Here is a 16,522-nt window from a genome sequence, read left to right on the forward strand (position 1 = left end):
GTCATTTGTGAAAAGCAGAGAATTTTCGGTTCGCCGGGGTCTCTGCTTTCCTTGTGTTTTCGGGAGCATTTTGTTACAATGGAGACAGAAAAGAGGGAAGCCTATGTGGATAAAAAAATTACCTGGCATCGTGGCAAATGCGGCGGTACTGATTCTGGATATATTTGTGATTCTGATGATTGCAGCGCTGTTTCTCCACCAGCAAACGGCGGGAGAGCGTGTGAAAGAGACGATTACGCGTTTTTCCACGACATCGGAGGAGTATTATTCCGAGGGAGAGGCATACAGCCAGAAGAGCGACCGGGTGCATACGTATGCGGTGAAAGAACAGTCTAAATAAGAGGAAAAGATGAGGTAAACTATGCTCCAGAAGTGGAAAAGAAAAGGAAAAAGATTCCGCCATGTGGAAAAAGACGGAGAAGAGACGACGGAGCTTTCTGTGAAAATACGGGCGGCAAAATTTCGTGATCTGCCGATGAGTCTGCGGATTCTGATCGTGAATCTCAGTCTGTTTCTGATTCTGTGCGCCGTATTTTTTATGGCAGGCGCGTATCTGTATGCGCCGCAGGCGGCAGGACGGAATTACGTGGAAGCATGCCTGGCAGGAGACTGGAACAGTGCATACGATGTATGCCAGTTCCCGGACAGCACGTTTCTGTCGCGGAAGAACTACGTCAATGCAATGACCTGGAAAGCAAAACAGGACGGCACTGACGGGCAGGAAACACCGGAGATCAAGAGCTTTTTCATGCGCAGAAAACAGAATCTTGAGACCGGGGAAAACAGGATTTATACTGTGCGGTACACGTTAAAAGGCATGAGCGACTCGCAGGAAGAAACATTGGAGATCGCCGTCGGGGATACCGTAAAATGGAACTTCAAAGAGTGGTACGTTGTGCCGAAAGACAGCTGCGTGACGGATGTCGAAATCACCGTCCCGGCGGATGCCTCGTTCTATCTGGACGGCGTGCAGGTCGGGAAAAAGTATTTAAAAGAGACAGCAGATAACGTCAGCATCTACAAAATCCCGTATCTCTTCCTCGGCGGCCACACCATTGAACTGACCGAAAAACAGAAAGACCCATACCGCGAGATCGTCCTCGTGCAGGACAACAGCAGCATGGAATTCCTGCCGGATTTAAAACTCAACGATTCCACCGGCAAAACCATCGCCGACCGCGCAGAAGAGTCCCTGGACAAGGTATTCACAGCCGCAGCCGCCGGAAAATCCTTCAGCACCATCAAAAATGAATTTTCCGCCGACACCGCCGTACAGAAAACCGCCAAAGAACAGTACCAGCAGCTCTGCGATGCCTACCTGAACAGCGACACCAACACCGGAATCACCAGCATCACCGTGAGCAGCGTCTCCACAACCGTAACCAACGAATCCAACCAGATGAAGATCGAAACCAACGTGACCGCTGCGATCGAGCGACGAACCCGTTTCCTCCATTTCTTCCGCAAAACCAAAATAGAGACCGTCACCTGGAAACTCGAGTCCGTTGTGACGCTGGAAAACGAAAAATGGGTGATGGGCAGCGATTTCCTGACTAAAATAGGACATGAGGCATAAGGTGTTTGCTTCCGTTGTTCTGGCAACGTTAAAACTTTGCAGTTACTCTTAAGCAGAGAGGATAATCAGGCTGGACAGGTGAAAGACCTGTGATTTGGTGGCAAAGCACCAGAAAGAAACCAGGTTTTTTAAAAGAGAGTGACAAAGAGTGATTTTGTATCCGCTTTTACCATGGGTGCAGAGTCACTCTTTTTTGTGACAAGATGTTAAGAAACGATAAACATTAATTTACCAGAAGTGGAAAAATGTAAGAATTTGTGCCTTGCATCTTAGGTCAGATCACGTTATGATAGTAAGTAGAAAAATGTCGAAAAACGTTTGTGTTACGATGGAAGAAAGTTCCGCAAAGGGGCGGGACGATGGAGTATAAACAGATCATATGGAAAGAAAATCATTGAAACAGAGAAGAAAGCAGATGCGCCGCAGACAGATGATGCAGAAAGTATCACGGATTTCCCTGTGTGTGGTAATCGGCCTTCTTTTTCTTGCGCTTATCTGGAAATTTGCGGGAGCGCAGCTTGCGAAAAAAGGAATTGTACTGAGTAATGACACAGCCGCAAAGACGGTGAGCGAGACGGCGCCAGAGGCGGAGGACGGATCGGGAAATGCGGGAATTAAGAAGCTTGCGGAGACCACGCCGCCGAATGAGACGCCGGGATGGCAGTACAGCTCGTCGGGCTGGTGGTACGCAACGGATGCCACAACGTACTACGTCAACGGCTGGGCAGATATCGACGGAAACCAGTACCATTTTGATTCCAATGGTTACATGGCGACCGGCTGGAAAGCGATCGGCGGAAAAGGCTGTTACTTTGATGACCAGGGTGTTTACCAGCCAGACCGCAACGGCTCGATGATGGTAGCCCTGACCTTTGATGACGGCCCAGGCGTCTATACCAGCACGCTTCTCGATACGCTGGAGCAGTACGGGGCACAGGCGACGTTCTTTATGCTCGGCAGCAATGTGGAAAAATACGGTGCAGATGTGATCCCGCGCATGGCGGCGATCGGCTGTGAGCTTGGAAACCACTCCTATGCGCATCCGAATATGAAAGAACTGAGCACCGACGACGGCCTTGCCCAGTTCCAGATGACGGATGATCTGATCGCCCAGTACAACAACGGACAGGGTGCAACTGTCATCCGTTTCCCGTATGGAAACAGCACCGATGAACTGCTCGCATCTATCGGCCGCCCGAGCATCATGTGGGATGTCGATACCCTGGACTGGCAGACAAAAAATGTACAGGCAAACATCAGCGCCGTTCTCGACAGTGTAAGCCCGGGAGACATTATCCTGATGCATGATATCCACGAGACGACCGTAGAATCGTGTGCAACGATCGTGCCGGAGCTGATCAACCGCGGGTATGAGCTTGTCACGATTCATACTCTTGCAGCGGCAAACGGCGTGGATCTTGCAGCGGGAGAGACGTATTACGGCTTCCATGGCGGAACGACAAACGAATAGAAAACAGAATAGAAAAACGACAAAGAACCGCCGGTTTACTCTCAAATCAAGAGTGAACCGGCGGTTCTTATGTCATTTTATGAAAATTTATTTCATTGCCGCTCTCTTACGAAGTCTGGAATCCAGCTCTTTCTTACGGATACGTAAGGAAACCGGAGTAACCTCAAGAAGCTCGTCCTTGTCGATGAAGTCCAGAGCCTGCTCCAGGGAAAGGATTCTCGGCGGAGTCAGACGCAGTGCCTCGTCGGAGGAAGAAGTACGGGTGTTGGTCAGGTGTTTCGTCTTGCAGACGTTCAGCTCGATATCCTCGGCCTTACCGTTCTGTCCGATAACCATACCGGCGTAAACCTTCTCGCCAGGTCCGATGAACAGAGTACCGCGCTCCTGTGCGGAGTACAGACCGTAGGTAACGGACTCGCCTGCCTCGAAAGCGATCAGGGAACCCTGTTTGCGGTATTCGATGTCGCCCTTGTACGGTGCGTAATCTTCAAACTCGGTGTTCAGGATACCAGTTCCTTTGGTGGAGGTCATGAAGATTCCACGGAAACCAATCAGGCCTCGTGCCGGGATTTCGAACTCCAGACGGGTGGAACCATCGCTTGCGCGGCTCATGCCGTGAAGCTCGCCTTTACGCTCGCTGAGGAGCTGGATGACAGTACCGGAGAACTCGTCCGGAACGTCAACGTATGCGATTTCCATTGGCTCGAGTTTGCGTCCGCGCTCGTCCTCTTTGTAGATAACCTCTGCCTTACTTACTGCGAACTCATATCCCTCACGGCGCATGTTTTCGATCAGGACGGACAGATGCAGCTCACCACGGCCGGAAACCTTGAAGCAGTCTGCGGAATCAGTCTCCTCGACGCGGAGAGAAACGTCAGTGTTCAGCTCACGCATCAGACGGTCACGCAGGTGGCGGGAAGTTACGTATTTACCTTCTTTACCGGCCAGCGGGCTGTCGTTTACGATGAAGTTCATGGAAATAGTCGGCTCGGAGATTTTCTGGAACGGGATGGAAACCGGGTTGTCCAGATCGCCGCAGAGAGTATCTCCGATGTGGATATCCGGGATACCGGAAACAGCAACGATAGAACCGATGCCTGCCTCAGTAACCTCTACTTTTTTCAGTCCGTCAAATTCATACAGTTTGCTGACCTTTACTTTTTTCTTCTTGGTCAGATCGTGGTGGTTGACCAGCATAACGTCCTGGTTCACGCGGATCGTTCCGTTTTCAACTTTGCCGACACCGATACGTCCAACGTATTCGTTGTAGTCGATGGTACTGATCAGAAGCTGTGTGCCAGCTTCCGGATCGCCGGTCGGAGCCGGGATGTATTTCAGGATGGTCTCGAACAGAGGAGTCATATCCTTCGGGGTATCGTTCAGATCGAGTACCGCATGACCCATCTTTGCGGATGCGTACAGAAACGGACAGTCAAGCTGTTCGTCAGATGCATCGAGGTCCATCAGAAGCTCGAGCACTTCGTCGATAACTTCATCCGGGCGGGCTTCCGGGCGGTCGATCTTGTTGATGCAGACGATAACGGACAGATCCAGCTCGAGTGCTTTTTTCAGCACGAATTTGGTCTGCGGCATAGCGCCCTCGAATGCGTCTACAACCAGAATAACGCCGTCTACCATTTTCAGAACTCGCTCAACCTCGCCGCCGAAGTCCGCATGGCCTGGGGTGTCGATGATGTTGATTTTCGTTCCTTTGTAGTAAACTGCTGTATTTTTGGAAAGAATGGTGATTCCACGCTCACGCTCGATATCGTTCGAGTCCATGACACGTTCCTGAACCTCCTGATTGGCACGGAAAACGCCGCTCTGTTTCAGAAGCTCGTCTACCAGTGTAGTTTTACCATGATCGACATGGGCGATGATGGCAACGTTTCTTACATCTTCTCTCGTTGTTTTCATTTCTTCATTCCTCTTCCTATGAGTTGACCCTGCCGGGTTCAATTTTTCAAAATTTCAAGCCGGCCGGGAATGTTTATCACAGCACAAAGGCAGGTGCCTTGCCGTTTTGTCTCTGCTGGATGCCTGCCTATCTGAACTATTATAGCACAGAACAGAGAAAAAAAACAGGGAAGATGTGACATTTTTTGTATTGCAATGGTAGAAAATACGAAGCATGTGGTGCGGTTTTTACAGAAACATATACAAAAAATTGGGCAGAATGCTGATTTGAATAGAAATAAAAAAATCTGGAAAAAAGTGGTTCTGAAAAAGAAATGTGGTTCATACATTAGGATTATAGATCAGCAAAGTACCGATCAGAAATCAATATTCAGAAAGAAAAGACAAAGGAAGGGGATTTTCATTATGGCAGACAAGATGATTGAAAACAATCAGGTGGTTATCATGGGAGAGATTGTCTCCCCGTTTACATTCAGCCATCAGGTATTCGGAGAGGGCTTTTACCTCGTCGATGTGATGGTCAAGCGGTTGAGTGAATCGCAGGACATCATTCCGGTGATGGTCTCCGAGCGGCTGGTGGACGTATCACAGGATTACCAGGGTGAGTGGATCTGCATCAGCGGTCAGTTCCGGTCCTACAACCGCCACGAGGAGAAGAAGAACCGTCTGGTACTCTCCGTATTTGCGCGGGAATTAAGCTTCGTGGAGGAAGAGGACGATTCCGTCAAATCCAACCAGATTTACCTCGATGGATACATATGTAAACCGCCGGTCTACCGGAAAACACCTCTGGGAAGAGAGATCGCCGACCTTCTGATCGCGGTCAACCGTCCGTATGGAAAATCAGATTATATCCCGTGCATCTGCTGGGGACGGAATGCGCGGTATGCCTCTGCGTTTGCCGTGGGCGGCCACGTTCTCATCTGGGGACGGATCCAGAGCCGGGAATATATGAAGCGGCTGAGCGAGACGGAAATGGAAAAGCGGACCGCATATGAGGTTTCGGTGAGCAAGCTGGAATATAGTGAGAGTTAAAGCGCGATCCGCTGTTGACAAGAAAATTTAATGATGCTATAGTAAAAGCAGAACTGAAGTGGATAGAGGTCGCATTACTTCAAGAGTACCTTTTCGGATGCCTCAGCAGCAAAAGAAGAAGAGGAAAAGGGAAGAATGCCGAAGGACATCCGGCGCTGAACCGGTATGCTCCTGGGCGCAGGTTGAAAAAATCTGCGACTGTCATCGAGAGATGGAGAGCTATCTGATCATAGATACTGCGTATGTGTGAATTTGGAGGCGATCTTATCTGGGATGAGGCGCCTCTTTTTTTAACGGAAAGTGAAATTTTCCGTGGGAGATAAGCTCCGGCGACTGATTTCTTATGGTTTTATCTGACACAACATACAGGAGGAAAAGAGAATGTCTATTTTTAAAGGTGCAGCTGTTGCAATTATCACACCGATGACCGAAACACAGGAAGTGAATTACGAAAAACTCGGAGAACTGATTGAGGAGCAGATCGCCGGCGGAACCGACGCCATCGTTATCTGCGGAACCACCGGTGAGGCTTCGACCCTGTCCCATGAGGAGCATCTGGATGCCATCAAATATACCGTGGAAAAAGTAAATCACAGAATCCCGGTAATTGCAGGAACCGGCTCCAACAGCACGGAGACAGCAATTTATCTGTCTCAGGAAGCAGAAAAATACGGCGTGGACGGACTTCTTCTCGTTTCTCCGTATTACAATAAAGCAACACAGAAGGGCTTGATTGCACACTTTACCGCAATCGCAGACAGCGTCAAAGTGCCGGTCATCCTTTACAACATTCAGGGCAGAACCGGCGTAAACATTGCACCGGAAACGATCGTCTATCTGTTCAACAACGTTGAGAATATCGTTGCAGTCAAAGAGGCTTCCGGAAACATTTCCCAGGTCGCAAAAATTATGCAGCTGACCGATGGAAAGATCGATCTGTACTCCGGAAACGACGATCAGGTTGTGCCGATCCTTTCCCTTGGCGGAAGCGGTGTAATCTCCGTTCTTTCCAACGTAGCACCGCGTGAGACCCACGACATGGTACAGAAATTCCTCGACGGCGATGTGGCCGGATCCAGAGAAATCCAGCTGAGAGCACTGCCGCTCATCGATGCGCTGTTCTGCGAAGTAAACCCGATTCCGGTAAAAGCAGCGCTGAACCTGATGGGCAAAGAGGTTGGACCGCTTCGTCTGCCGCTGACCGAGATGGAGCCGCAGAACCAGGAGCGCCTGGCAAAGGCTATGAAAGATTTTGGAATCAAACTGGCTTAAGTTAAGAATACACGAAGTAAAGAAGGAAAAAGACAATGGTTAAAATTATTATGCATGGCTGCAACGGCCATATGGGACAGGTCATCACCGGCCTGGTAAAAGAAGATGCAAATGCAGAAATCATAGCCGGAATCGATATGAACGACAACGGCCAGAACGATTACCCGGTATTCAAAAGCCTGGCAGAATGCGATGTTCCGGCAGACGTAGTCGTTGACTTTTCTTCCTACAAGGCAGCCGACGCACTGCTCGATGCCTGCAAGGAGAAAAAACTTCCACTCGTCCTCTGCACCACAGGCCTCACCGAGGATCAGCTCAAAAAAGTGCAGGAGACCAGCAAAGAAATCCCGGTTCTCCGCTCTGCAAATATGTCCCTTGGTGTGAATACGCTGATGAAACTGGTACAGGCAGCTGCAAAAGTGCTTGCCGAAGCAGGCTTTGATATGGAGATCGTGGAGAAACACCACAAACTGAAATGCGACGCTCCAAGCGGAACCGCCATCGCCCTGGCAGACAGCCTGAACGCGGCAATGGACAACCAGTACCACTACGTATACGACAGAAGCCAGCGCCACGAGCAGCGTGACCCGAAAGAAATCGGAATCTCTGCTGTACGCGGCGGCACCATCGTCGGAGATCACGACGTCATCTTCGCAGGCCCGGACGAGGTTGTTACCCTGTCCCACAGGGCATATTCCAAGGGAGTTTTTGGAAAAGGTGCTGTAGAGGCCGCAAAATTCCTGGCTGGAAAGCCAGCCGGTATGTATGATATGCAGGATGTGATTGCTGCGAAGTAAGGCAGAAGCAGGAAATAGAAAAGATAAAAAAGAAGGCAGGCTGTGTGCAGTTGCACAGCCTGCCTTCTTTTTTATCTTTTCTGTTTTAGCCAATGAGTTTTTTCACTTATGCAGTGTAATAGGAATACGTTCCTCTGTCAAAAAATCTATTTCAGCTCCCGTTCCGCTTTTTCCCAGAGCTCTTCATCAAGATCAGTCAGCGCCAGTGCATCCGCAAGTTCCCGCACCCGTTTTACCGTGAGATAAAAGTAATTGATACCGCAGGTCAGCGTCCGCTTTAAGGAGCGGGCAAGTACACTGCCGTGGGTTTCCAGTTCGGCACGGTCGAACTCGGCGAGATAGCCCTCGAGATCATAGGGGATCTGAAAACATTCGATCTGCCATGTGCTGTTTTCCAACGTCAGAATTGCGAAGTGCGCATGGCCGCCGACATCATCAAGCGCAAGCCCAAGGGATCCTGGATTCAGATACGTTTTTCCTGCGTATTCTTTCTGTTCCTGCTTGTGGCTGTGGCCGCCAAGCAGGATGGAGGCATCGAGATTTTCCAGATGAGAAAGCAGGAGCTCCGGATGCAGCCCGAAATTCCCTCGGATTTCACCAGGTGCGCCGTGGCAGAGCCGAAGTGCCGGGAAAAGGGATTCACGGCAGGTGTCCGGTGTAACTTCTTCCTGCGGCACAAAAACGGGAACCAGTTTCCCGGCTTCATCCAGCTTTCCAATCAGAACACCGTCTGTCGGCAGCTGCTCAAAAAATTTTAGATCCTGATCGGTAAGATTCCGAAACGTGTAATCCAGAAGCCCGCTCGTCGAAGAACCCGCTTTCCAGTTCTGCGGCTGCCAGAGATTCTCAAGCAGATATTCCTCCCGGTTGCCGCGCACCAGATAGCACGGAAACTCCTCCTGCATTTCGCGGAGCACCCCCATCATCCTCTGCGGAAACGGCCCATCCGTCACAAAATCCCCCAGCCCGATGATACCGTCAATTTGCTGCCTGCGAAGAAACTCCATCACCTCCGAGAGTGCATAATAATTCCCATGAAGATCACTGATTACTGCTAATTTCATGTGTTTTCCTTTCTATGTCAAAATCATAAAATGCGAGATACTGTCTTGATTTTATCAAATGGTGAGAAGGAACGCAATTTATAAAAATATAAGCCAGGCAATTGATGAAATGATGGAAGACAGCAAAACGGAAGGCATTGAAAAAGGCAAACTTGAGGTGTTATCAAATTTATTAAAAAAAGGAACGATCAGCATTCAGGATGCCGCCGACTGTATGGCAGTGTCTGTGGCGGAATTTAAGAAGCTGGTCAATAAGTATCCCATCTGATTCCGAAAAACCTGCTGACAGAAAAAGCATGTTATGATAAGATCAAAGGCAGAGAGTTTCGAATATATTTACTGTCGGAGGGAATGTATGATTAATCGGGAAGACATGCTGGAGCTGACGAGGAGGATGACGCCGGCGCGGACTTCGTTTGTGCGGATGGCGGGTTGCTATACGGATTCGGATGGGGAGTATGACGGCAGTTTCAACATTCATTTTCTGAAACTGTCCGGTTCGGAAAAGGCCAGGAATCTGGCGATTGCCAAGAAAATTCCGTTTGCGGAATCGAATGAGAAGCTGCGGGAATACCGTTTTCCGGAAACATCCCAGGGGCCGGGCAGTATCTGGCAGATGCTGATGGCGCTGCGGGAATGCGGACTGAAGAACGATGCGCTGTTGGAAACGTTCTATGATATCCTGATCGAAGGATTGCAGATTCACGGGGCTTATGCCATTTACATGTTTTATGACCGGTATGATATTCCTGCAAAGGCTTCCGATAAAGAGCGCCTGGGGGAATCCGAGGAGATGTTCCCCTATCTGATCTGCGCTGTCTGCCCGTTGGTTGGAGAATACGAGCCGGGAAATCCTATCTGTGGATTTCTGTTCCCTGCCTTTGTGGACCGGAGCGGAGATCTGGAACGGGTTGATATTTATGCAGAGCGTGCAGCGTGGGGCGATCAGATGGCCAGCATTCTTGGCGCGAAGGGCAGAAAATTCAGATGCGGTCTGTAAAAGAAAAAATCGAAAGTGACGGATCAAACCAGGTGCTGATGTGCCTGGCAGTAAAAAAACTTCCCGGCGAACCTGCATATATCGTTCGCCAAGGGAAGTTTTTTAGATACGGGAGCAGCAGAAGTGCATATTTACTGTGCCATCCCCGCTCCATTCTGTGTAGTTGCTCCGTTTTCCTGCGGATTCTGCGTCTCATTGTCGCCGCCGCTTACCACATCGTCCACCGCGCGGCCGACATCCTCAACGCCCTCACCGACACCACGGGTCACATCTTCAGCGGCGTCGCCGACATCATCTCCAAGGGTATTTCTATCCCCGGTATTTGTACCGTTCGTACCGTTGGCATTCCCATCGGTGCCCTCCGTCACATCATTTACATTGTCGTTTGACGGCATCTCTGTCGTATTGACATCGTTTCTGTTATCCGTCTGTCCCATGTCGCTCTCCGTGTTGGTATTGCCATTTCCGGTGTCGTTCGTGGTGTTGTTTCCACAGGCCGTCATCCCGGCCAGTAATACCGCCAATGCCAGCGTCATACACACTCTTCTGATTTTTCTCATCTTCAAAATCTCCTTTCCCTAACAGTGTCTGGACAGTTGCTAGTATTTGAAAAATGCCGGAAAATATACGGAAAAAAGAGGCTTTTGGAAATCTTGACAAAGGAAGAAAAAAACACTAAAACAAAAAGTACGAAAACGGACTAAAAACGAAAACAGGATATATCGAAATGGAAGTCAATCCGGCAAACCGGCGGGAAAAAATCATCAGTCTGACTGAAACGGGAAAACAGTATGCGAGAGAGCTGGTTCTTCCGCTGTTTCAGTCCGAGGAGGAAGCTGCGGCGCAGTTTACGGAGCAGGAGATGAAAGAAGTAATCCGGATGCAGGAAAAATTTGCCGATGCACTGGCAAAGAGTATGGAGGAAAAGGTATCCATAGTTCACAATCTGTCCGCTTCGTGATATGATAACAGCAGAATTCGAAAAGGAGAGAAAGAGAATGAAAGAAGAACTGAAGAAATCCCTTCGCACCTACGGCGCCCTGCTGCTGCTCGGTGTGACCGGCGTTCCGCTCGGTGCGGCAGTCGGTCTGATTGAGGCGCTGTTCTGCCGTCTGCTTTTGAAAGTCACGGCTGTTCGCGTGGCACATCTTTTCTGGTGTCTGCCGTTTCTCGCTATGGCAGGTCTTGTGATCGTGGCAGTCAATCAGAAATTCGGTGGCAGGGGAAAAGGAGGCATGAGTCTGATTTTTGGTGTAGCGTATGAGGAGGAGACAGAGCTTCCGCTTCGCATGATTCCGCTGGCAATGCTCTCAACGGCGTTGACGCATCTGTTCGGTGGAAGTGCCGGCCGCGAGGGCGTTGCCGTTCAGATCGGTGCTGTGTTTTCCTATTTTGCTGGCAAAAAATTACCGTTTAAAAACGCGCCCGGTATCTTTCTGGTAACCGGTATGGCCGCCGGCTTTGCGGGCATGTTCGGAACGCCGATTGCAGCTGTGATCTTTGCGGTAGAGGTGCTCGCTGCGGGTGAAATGCGGTACGAGGCACTGCTTCCGGCGTTTACCGCATCTTTCTCTGCGAGCGCTGTAGCTTCCCTGCTTGGAATCCGCAAAGAAAATCTGGCTGTCCACATCAGCGAAAGCCTGACACCGTTCCTGCTGGTGCGTCTGATTACACTTGGTATTATTTTTGGAATCACAGGCGGCCTCTTCGCCTGGTGCTTAAAGCACACGAAAAAATATCTCGGCGAAAAAATCAAAAATCCGCTGGTACGTGTTTTCTCCATCGGTGTTATCCTTAGCATTCTGTTCCTGCTTCTGTACCGAGGACGGTATTGCGGCTTTGGAACGAATCTGGTGGAAGCGGTATTTCATGGGGAAAAGGTATATGCATATGACTGGGCGCTGAAATTTATCCTGACAATTCTGACACTGTCCGCCGGGTTTCAGGGCGGCGAGGTAACACCGCTGTTTACCATCGGAGCAACCCTGGGAGCAGTCCTTGGCAATCTGTTCGGTATTCCGGTGGAGCTTTCCGCGGCGCTTGGCTATGCGGCGGTTTTCGGTGGCGGAACCAATACCTTACTGGCGGCTATTTTCATCGGCGGCGAGATTTTTGGCTACGATTATCTGCCATATTTCTTTATTGTCTGCACCGCGGCCTACGTATTCAACCGCAACAGCTCGATCTATTCCCGCCAGAAACTGACGAAATACAGCTGCTGATAACAGAAACGTCACAAAGTTATCACACACCGTTACGTGTTACAGTTCACTGGTGCCCAGCGAACTGTAACATTCGCAACCTTCATTTAAAGTTTTGCTTCGCAAAAGGAGGGTTGCTCACACCTGAAACATGTTCTTACGCAGCGAAACAGCAAGTGTTTCACTGCTGAGTGAACAGTAACGGTTACGTTACGATACGGGTTGACGCGTTTCCGGGAATGAGGTTATACTAGAGGTATCATATACGAAAAAGGAGTAACGAATTATGAAAGGTATCGTACTTGCCGGAGGTTCCGGCACACGTCTTTATCCGTTAACTATGGTAACATCGAAACAGCTTCTCCCGATCTATGACAAGCCGATGATCTATTATCCGCTGTCTGTTCTTATGAATGCAGGCATCCGCGACATCCTGATCATCTCCACCCCGCAGGACACCCCGCGTTTCGAGGCACTGCTCGGTGACGGCCATCAGTTCGGTGTACAGCTTTCCTACAAGGTACAGCCAAGCCCGGACGGACTGGCACAGGCCTTCATCATCGGCGAGGAGTTCATCGGGGATGATTCCGTTGCCATGGTGCTCGGCGACAATATCTTCTTCGGACACGGTCTGAACAAACGCCTGAAAGCAGCAGTAGAAAACGCTGAGACCGGAAAAGGCGCAACCGTATTCGGCTATTATGTAGATGATCCGGAGCGTTTCGGAATCGTAGAATTTGACTCCGAGGGAAAAGCCATCTCCATCGAAGAGAAACCGGAGAAACCGAAATCAAACTATTGTGTTACAGGTCTGTATTTCTATGACAACAAAGTCGTAGAGTATGCAAAGAACCTGAAACCGTCACCGCGCGGAGAGCTTGAGATCACCGACTTGAACCGGATCTATCTGGAAGACGGCAGCCTGAACGTTGAGCTTCTCGGACAGGGCTTCACCTGGCTGGATACCGGTACACATGAGAGTCTGGTAGAGGCAACCAACTTCGTAAAAACCATCGAGACGCATCAGCACCGCAAGATTGCGTGCCTCGAGGAGATCGGTTACCTGAACGGCTGGATCGGCAAAGACCAGCTTCTGACCGACATCGAGCCACTGAAGAAAAATCAGTACGGCCAGTATCTGATGGATGTGATGAACGGAAAATATATCGACAAATAAAAGCGAACAGCGTTGAAGAAAACTGCCCCGGAAGAAAAATCCGGGGCAGTTTTTGAAAAAAGTGCTTGACCATGACATAACGTCATCCTTTATACTCATGGTACAAACAGAAAATCAGACTGAAAAACAAGAGACAGACAAAACATAACGATAGCAAAATCAGAAAAAAGGAGAACCATTATGAGAGTATTTGTAACAGGTGTAAAAGGCCAGCTCGGCCATGACGTCATGAATGAACTTGCAAAACGCGGTCATGAAGGAATCGGCGTTGATATTGAAGAAATGGATATCACCGATGCAGAAAGCGTAAGAAAAGTCATTACCGAAGCAAACCCGGATGTCGTAATCCACTGTGCAGCATGGACCGCTGTAGACCTTGCTGAGGATGATGACAAAAAAGAAAAAGTACATCAGGTCAATGCAGTCGGAACCGAGAACATCGCAAAAGTCTGCCATGACCTCGACTGCAAAATGATTTACATCTCTACCGACTACGTATTCGACGGCCAGGGCACCCGCCCGTGGGAGCCGGATGATGAGCGTCATCCGCTGAACGTATACGGCCAGACGAAATATGAGGGTGAGCTTGCCGTAGAAAAATGGGTGAAAAAATTCTACATCGTCCGCATCGCATGGGTATTCGGCGTGAACGGAAAGAACTTCATCAAGACCATGCTGAACCTTGGAAAGACACACGATCATCTGACTGTTGTAGATGATCAGGTAGGAAGCCCGACCTACACCTACGACCTGTCCCGCCTGCTTGTCGACATGGCAGAGAAAGAGAACTACGGCCGCTACCATGCAACAAACGAGGGACTCTGCTCCTGGTATGAGTTCGCCTGCGAGATTTTCAAACAGGCCGCTGAGATCGATCCGGCTTACGGAAAAGTAAGTGTATCACCGGTAAGCTCTGACCAGTACCCGGCAAAAGCAAAACGTCCGTCCAACAGCCGCATGAGCAAAGAGAAACTGACCGAGAACGGATTCGAAAAACTGCCGACCTGGCAGGATGCGCTGCACAGATATCTGCGCGAGATCGAATTCTGATAGCAAACCCCGAAAATAACGCAAAAAGCAGTGCTGAATTTTTTTATCCTCTTCCGGCAAGAAGACACGTTCTGCGGTGGGAGATGAATTTATAGCAAGACCAGAAAATAACGCAAAAAATTCAGCACTGCAGAACGTGAATTACTGCGTCACGGATTTTCGTCGTACCCCGGTACGCCTTCAAATCCGTTCCTTGTAATTCGCGCCCTGCAGCACTGCCTTTTTTGCGTTATTTTCTGGTCTTGCTATAGTTTCTGAGATTGCTATAAACATTTCCAATAGGCGGAGCCCCAGGTAAAACGGGGGCTCCTTTTTCTTATGCAAAACCCATGCATTCAACAGGGAGAATTCCCCTTTTTCTTTTGTGAATATTGACAGAAAATGCCGTTAAATTTCTCACATCGGATCCGAGTATTTCTGTTGACATTTGAACATGAAATTGCCATTATGAGAGCAGAATCTTTACGTATCCGGCGGGGGCAGGAACGTGAAGACAACAGAAGAAGGTATGGGGGATCAAACAATGAAAAAGAGTCTGTTTTATCGGGTAAAAAAGATGCCGCCATCTGCGCAGACCATGCTGCTGTTTGCCGTCGAGGGTGTATTTCTGCAATATATCACATCGATCAACGGTTTCGGCCTGAATCTGTATGCGACAAACATGGGTGCAACCGACAGTCAGATCGGCATTATCCAGATGGTGCCGAACATTGTAGCGTGTGCAGCACTGCTGCCGCTTGGAATTCTGGCGGATCGTCTGAAGTCGACAAAGACGATACCGATGCTTACGCTTCTTGTGATGTGTGCCGGCTATGCATTTCTTGGAAGTGTACCGGCACTCGGCGAGAGACGTATGGAGCTGTTTTTTGTATCACTGGCATTTACTGCGGGGGCACTTGCTATTTACAATGCGCAGTGGCAGGCAATGTTCGGTGCTGCGGTTTCACTGCGGCAGCGAAACGATGTCTATGCCTTTCGGAATCAGTTCATGTTTGTGATTGGCATTCTTGCACCGGTGATCTGCGGGATTCTGATGGGAAGATGCCACACGGCCGATGGAAAGCTTCTGGTACTCCGAAGCTTTTTTTATCTGTGTGCTGTCTGTGTTCTGCTGCAGGCCGCTGCAATCAAAAAAATTCCGGTGGAACAGCAGGAGGAGGGCAAAGCTCCGGCAGAAGCGGGGAAGGCATCCTCACGTTTTTCTGTTTCTGATCTGCTGGAGGCGATCACAAGCGTGGGGAAAAATAAAGCATTGCGCTGGTTTTTCGTGCCGGTGGTCTTTTTCTATATCACCTGGCAGCTTGACTGGAGCATGTGGTATTTAGGACAGGTCAAATATTGCAAAATGTCGGAGATGACACTTTCCATCTGCAACGGTGTTTTCAATATCGGTCAGCTTGCGGCGGTTGGAATGATCGCGAAGGTTGTCCGGAAAAAATCGCCGGATTTTGCACTGATTTTCGCCGGGATCGGTCTTTGCTTCTGCCCGGTTATTATGATTTTGGTTCCACATTTACCGTTGGCGTACCGCGGGGTTACTTTTATTGTTCTGATGACGGTTCTGAACGCTCCACAGTGTGCCGTTGCACTCTGCACGGTACAGATTCTTTTAAATGCCGCACCGGAAAAGAACCGTTCGCTTTTGATCAGCCTCTTTACGATGATGACGACGCTGACCAACAGTGTTCTGCCGTTGCTTGGTGTCCGTCTGTATACGGCACTTGGGGCAGATTTTACGGCACTGTATCGGTTCAATCTGATAGATCTTGGGGTGCGCATTTTATCCACACTCGGGCTGATATGGCGTTATCAGAAGGCGAAAAAAGATGGCTTTCTGACAAAAATTTCGGATTGAGACGGGCCGTAAAAGCCGAAAATAACATTTACAACAGGAACGATATCGTGTATGATAAATGTGGCTTTCTTTGCACGTATGGAAAAGAGAAGCGCAAAAAGGAGTTT

Annotated in this window: 16 protein-coding genes and 1 riboswitch; of the genes, 13 read left to right on the top strand and 3 right to left on the bottom strand. The window is 49.4% G+C overall.

Annotation, left to right across the window (positions count from 1 at the left end; all coding sequences use genetic code 11):
• Nucleotides 1–103: 103 nt before the first annotated feature.
• The 3 genes from DWX32_RS10980 to DWX32_RS10990 all read left to right on the top strand — a co-directional run bounded on the left by DWX32_RS10980 (nt 104) and on the right by DWX32_RS10990 (nt 3,047).
• On the top strand, nt 104–340 hold the full coding sequence (locus DWX32_RS10980) for a hypothetical protein (protein WP_055266947.1): 237 nt from the start codon (nt 104–106) through the stop codon (nt 338–340).
• Between the two features lie 21 nt (nt 341–361).
• A complete protein-coding gene (locus DWX32_RS10985) occupies nt 362–1,576 on the top strand; it encodes a hypothetical protein (protein ID WP_118660028.1) in 1,215 nt (404 codons plus the stop codon).
• A gap of 379 nt (nt 1,577–1,955) precedes the next feature.
• Complete coding sequence (locus DWX32_RS10990; protein WP_117761431.1) at nt 1,956–3,047, top strand: polysaccharide deacetylase family protein; 1,092 nt, start codon at nt 1,956–1,958, stop codon at nt 3,045–3,047.
• A gap of 87 nt (nt 3,048–3,134) precedes the next feature.
• Here the strand turns inward: DWX32_RS10990 and typA are convergent, their stop codons facing one another.
• Nucleotides 3,135–4,964: a translational GTPase TypA gene (gene typA / locus DWX32_RS10995; RefSeq protein ID WP_055220803.1), complete on the bottom strand. Its 1,830-nt coding sequence runs from the start codon at nt 4,962–4,964 to the stop codon at nt 3,135–3,137.
• 405 nt (nt 4,965–5,369) lie between these two features.
• Here typA and DWX32_RS11000 point away from each other — a divergent pair, with 405 nt between their 5' ends.
• From DWX32_RS11000 to dapB, 3 genes are all read left to right on the top strand, one after another.
• Nucleotides 5,370–5,999: a single-stranded DNA-binding protein gene (locus DWX32_RS11000; RefSeq protein ID WP_055220802.1), complete on the top strand. Its 630-nt coding sequence runs from the start codon at nt 5,370–5,372 to the stop codon at nt 5,997–5,999.
• A 55-nt stretch (nt 6,000–6,054) separates the two neighbouring features.
• Nucleotides 6,055–6,229, top strand: a riboswitch (Lysine riboswitch).
• 151 nt (nt 6,230–6,380) lie between these two features.
• On the top strand, nt 6,381–7,271 hold the full coding sequence (gene dapA, locus DWX32_RS11005) for a 4-hydroxy-tetrahydrodipicolinate synthase (protein ID WP_022461866.1): 891 nt from the start codon (nt 6,381–6,383) through the stop codon (nt 7,269–7,271).
• Between the two features lie 35 nt (nt 7,272–7,306).
• Nucleotides 7,307–8,068 (top strand): 4-hydroxy-tetrahydrodipicolinate reductase, encoded by a 762-nt coding sequence (gene dapB / locus DWX32_RS11010; protein ID WP_117510456.1) that lies wholly within the window; start codon nt 7,307–7,309, stop codon nt 8,066–8,068.
• A gap of 146 nt (nt 8,069–8,214) precedes the next feature.
• Here dapB and DWX32_RS11015 read toward each other — a convergent pair whose 3' ends face one another.
• Nucleotides 8,215–9,132, bottom strand: a complete 918-nt coding sequence (locus DWX32_RS11015) for a metallophosphoesterase family protein (protein ID WP_118660030.1) — start codon at nt 9,130–9,132, stop codon at nt 8,215–8,217.
• Nucleotides 9,133–9,241: 109 nt separating this feature from the next.
• On the opposite strand from DWX32_RS11015, the gene DWX32_RS19635 reads away from it, so the two are divergent.
• Both DWX32_RS19635 and DWX32_RS11025 read left to right on the top strand, forming a co-directional pair.
• The gene (locus tag DWX32_RS19635) at nt 9,242–9,400 is read left to right on the top strand and encodes a hypothetical protein (RefSeq protein WP_158565022.1); all 159 of its coding nucleotides are present in this window, start codon (nt 9,242–9,244) and stop codon (nt 9,398–9,400) included.
• A gap of 87 nt (nt 9,401–9,487) precedes the next feature.
• Entirely contained in the window at nt 9,488–10,132 is a 645-nt protein-coding gene (locus DWX32_RS11025) for a DUF4317 family protein (protein WP_055220785.1), read from the top strand.
• A 131-nt stretch (nt 10,133–10,263) separates the two neighbouring features.
• Here DWX32_RS11025 and DWX32_RS11030 read toward each other — a convergent pair whose 3' ends face one another.
• The gene (locus DWX32_RS11030) at nt 10,264–10,692 is read right to left on the bottom strand and encodes a hypothetical protein (RefSeq protein WP_117510459.1); all 429 of its coding nucleotides are present in this window, start codon (nt 10,690–10,692) and stop codon (nt 10,264–10,266) included.
• A gap of 167 nt (nt 10,693–10,859) precedes the next feature.
• Between DWX32_RS11030 and DWX32_RS11035 the strand changes: the two genes are divergently transcribed.
• The 5 genes from DWX32_RS11035 (at nt 10,860) to DWX32_RS11055 (ending at nt 16,415) form a co-directional block, all read left to right on the top strand.
• Nucleotides 10,860–11,093 (top strand): hypothetical protein, encoded by a 234-nt coding sequence (locus DWX32_RS11035; RefSeq protein ID WP_117801352.1) that lies wholly within the window; start codon nt 10,860–10,862, stop codon nt 11,091–11,093.
• Between the two features lie 37 nt (nt 11,094–11,130).
• Nucleotides 11,131–12,354 carry a chloride channel protein gene (locus DWX32_RS11040; protein ID WP_118660032.1) on the top strand — a complete coding sequence of 408 codons (1,224 nt, stop codon included), beginning with the start codon at nt 11,131–11,133 and terminating at the stop codon, nt 12,352–12,354.
• A 265-nt stretch (nt 12,355–12,619) separates the two neighbouring features.
• Complete coding sequence (rfbA, locus tag DWX32_RS11045) at nt 12,620–13,510, top strand: glucose-1-phosphate thymidylyltransferase RfbA (protein WP_022461852.1); 891 nt, start codon at nt 12,620–12,622, stop codon at nt 13,508–13,510.
• 180 nt (nt 13,511–13,690) lie between these two features.
• Nucleotides 13,691–14,560, top strand: a complete 870-nt coding sequence (gene rfbD / locus DWX32_RS11050; RefSeq protein ID WP_022461851.1) for a dTDP-4-dehydrorhamnose reductase — start codon at nt 13,691–13,693, stop codon at nt 14,558–14,560.
• A 523-nt stretch (nt 14,561–15,083) separates the two neighbouring features.
• Nucleotides 15,084–16,415: an MFS transporter gene (locus DWX32_RS11055; protein ID WP_158579579.1), complete on the top strand. Its 1,332-nt coding sequence runs from the start codon at nt 15,084–15,086 to the stop codon at nt 16,413–16,415.
• Nucleotides 16,416–16,522 lie beyond the last annotated feature (107 nt).

This window comes from Blautia sp. AF19-13LB (assembly GCF_003479105.1).
Classification (GTDB): domain Bacteria; phylum Bacillota; class Clostridia; order Lachnospirales; family Lachnospiraceae; genus Fusicatenibacter; species Fusicatenibacter saccharivorans.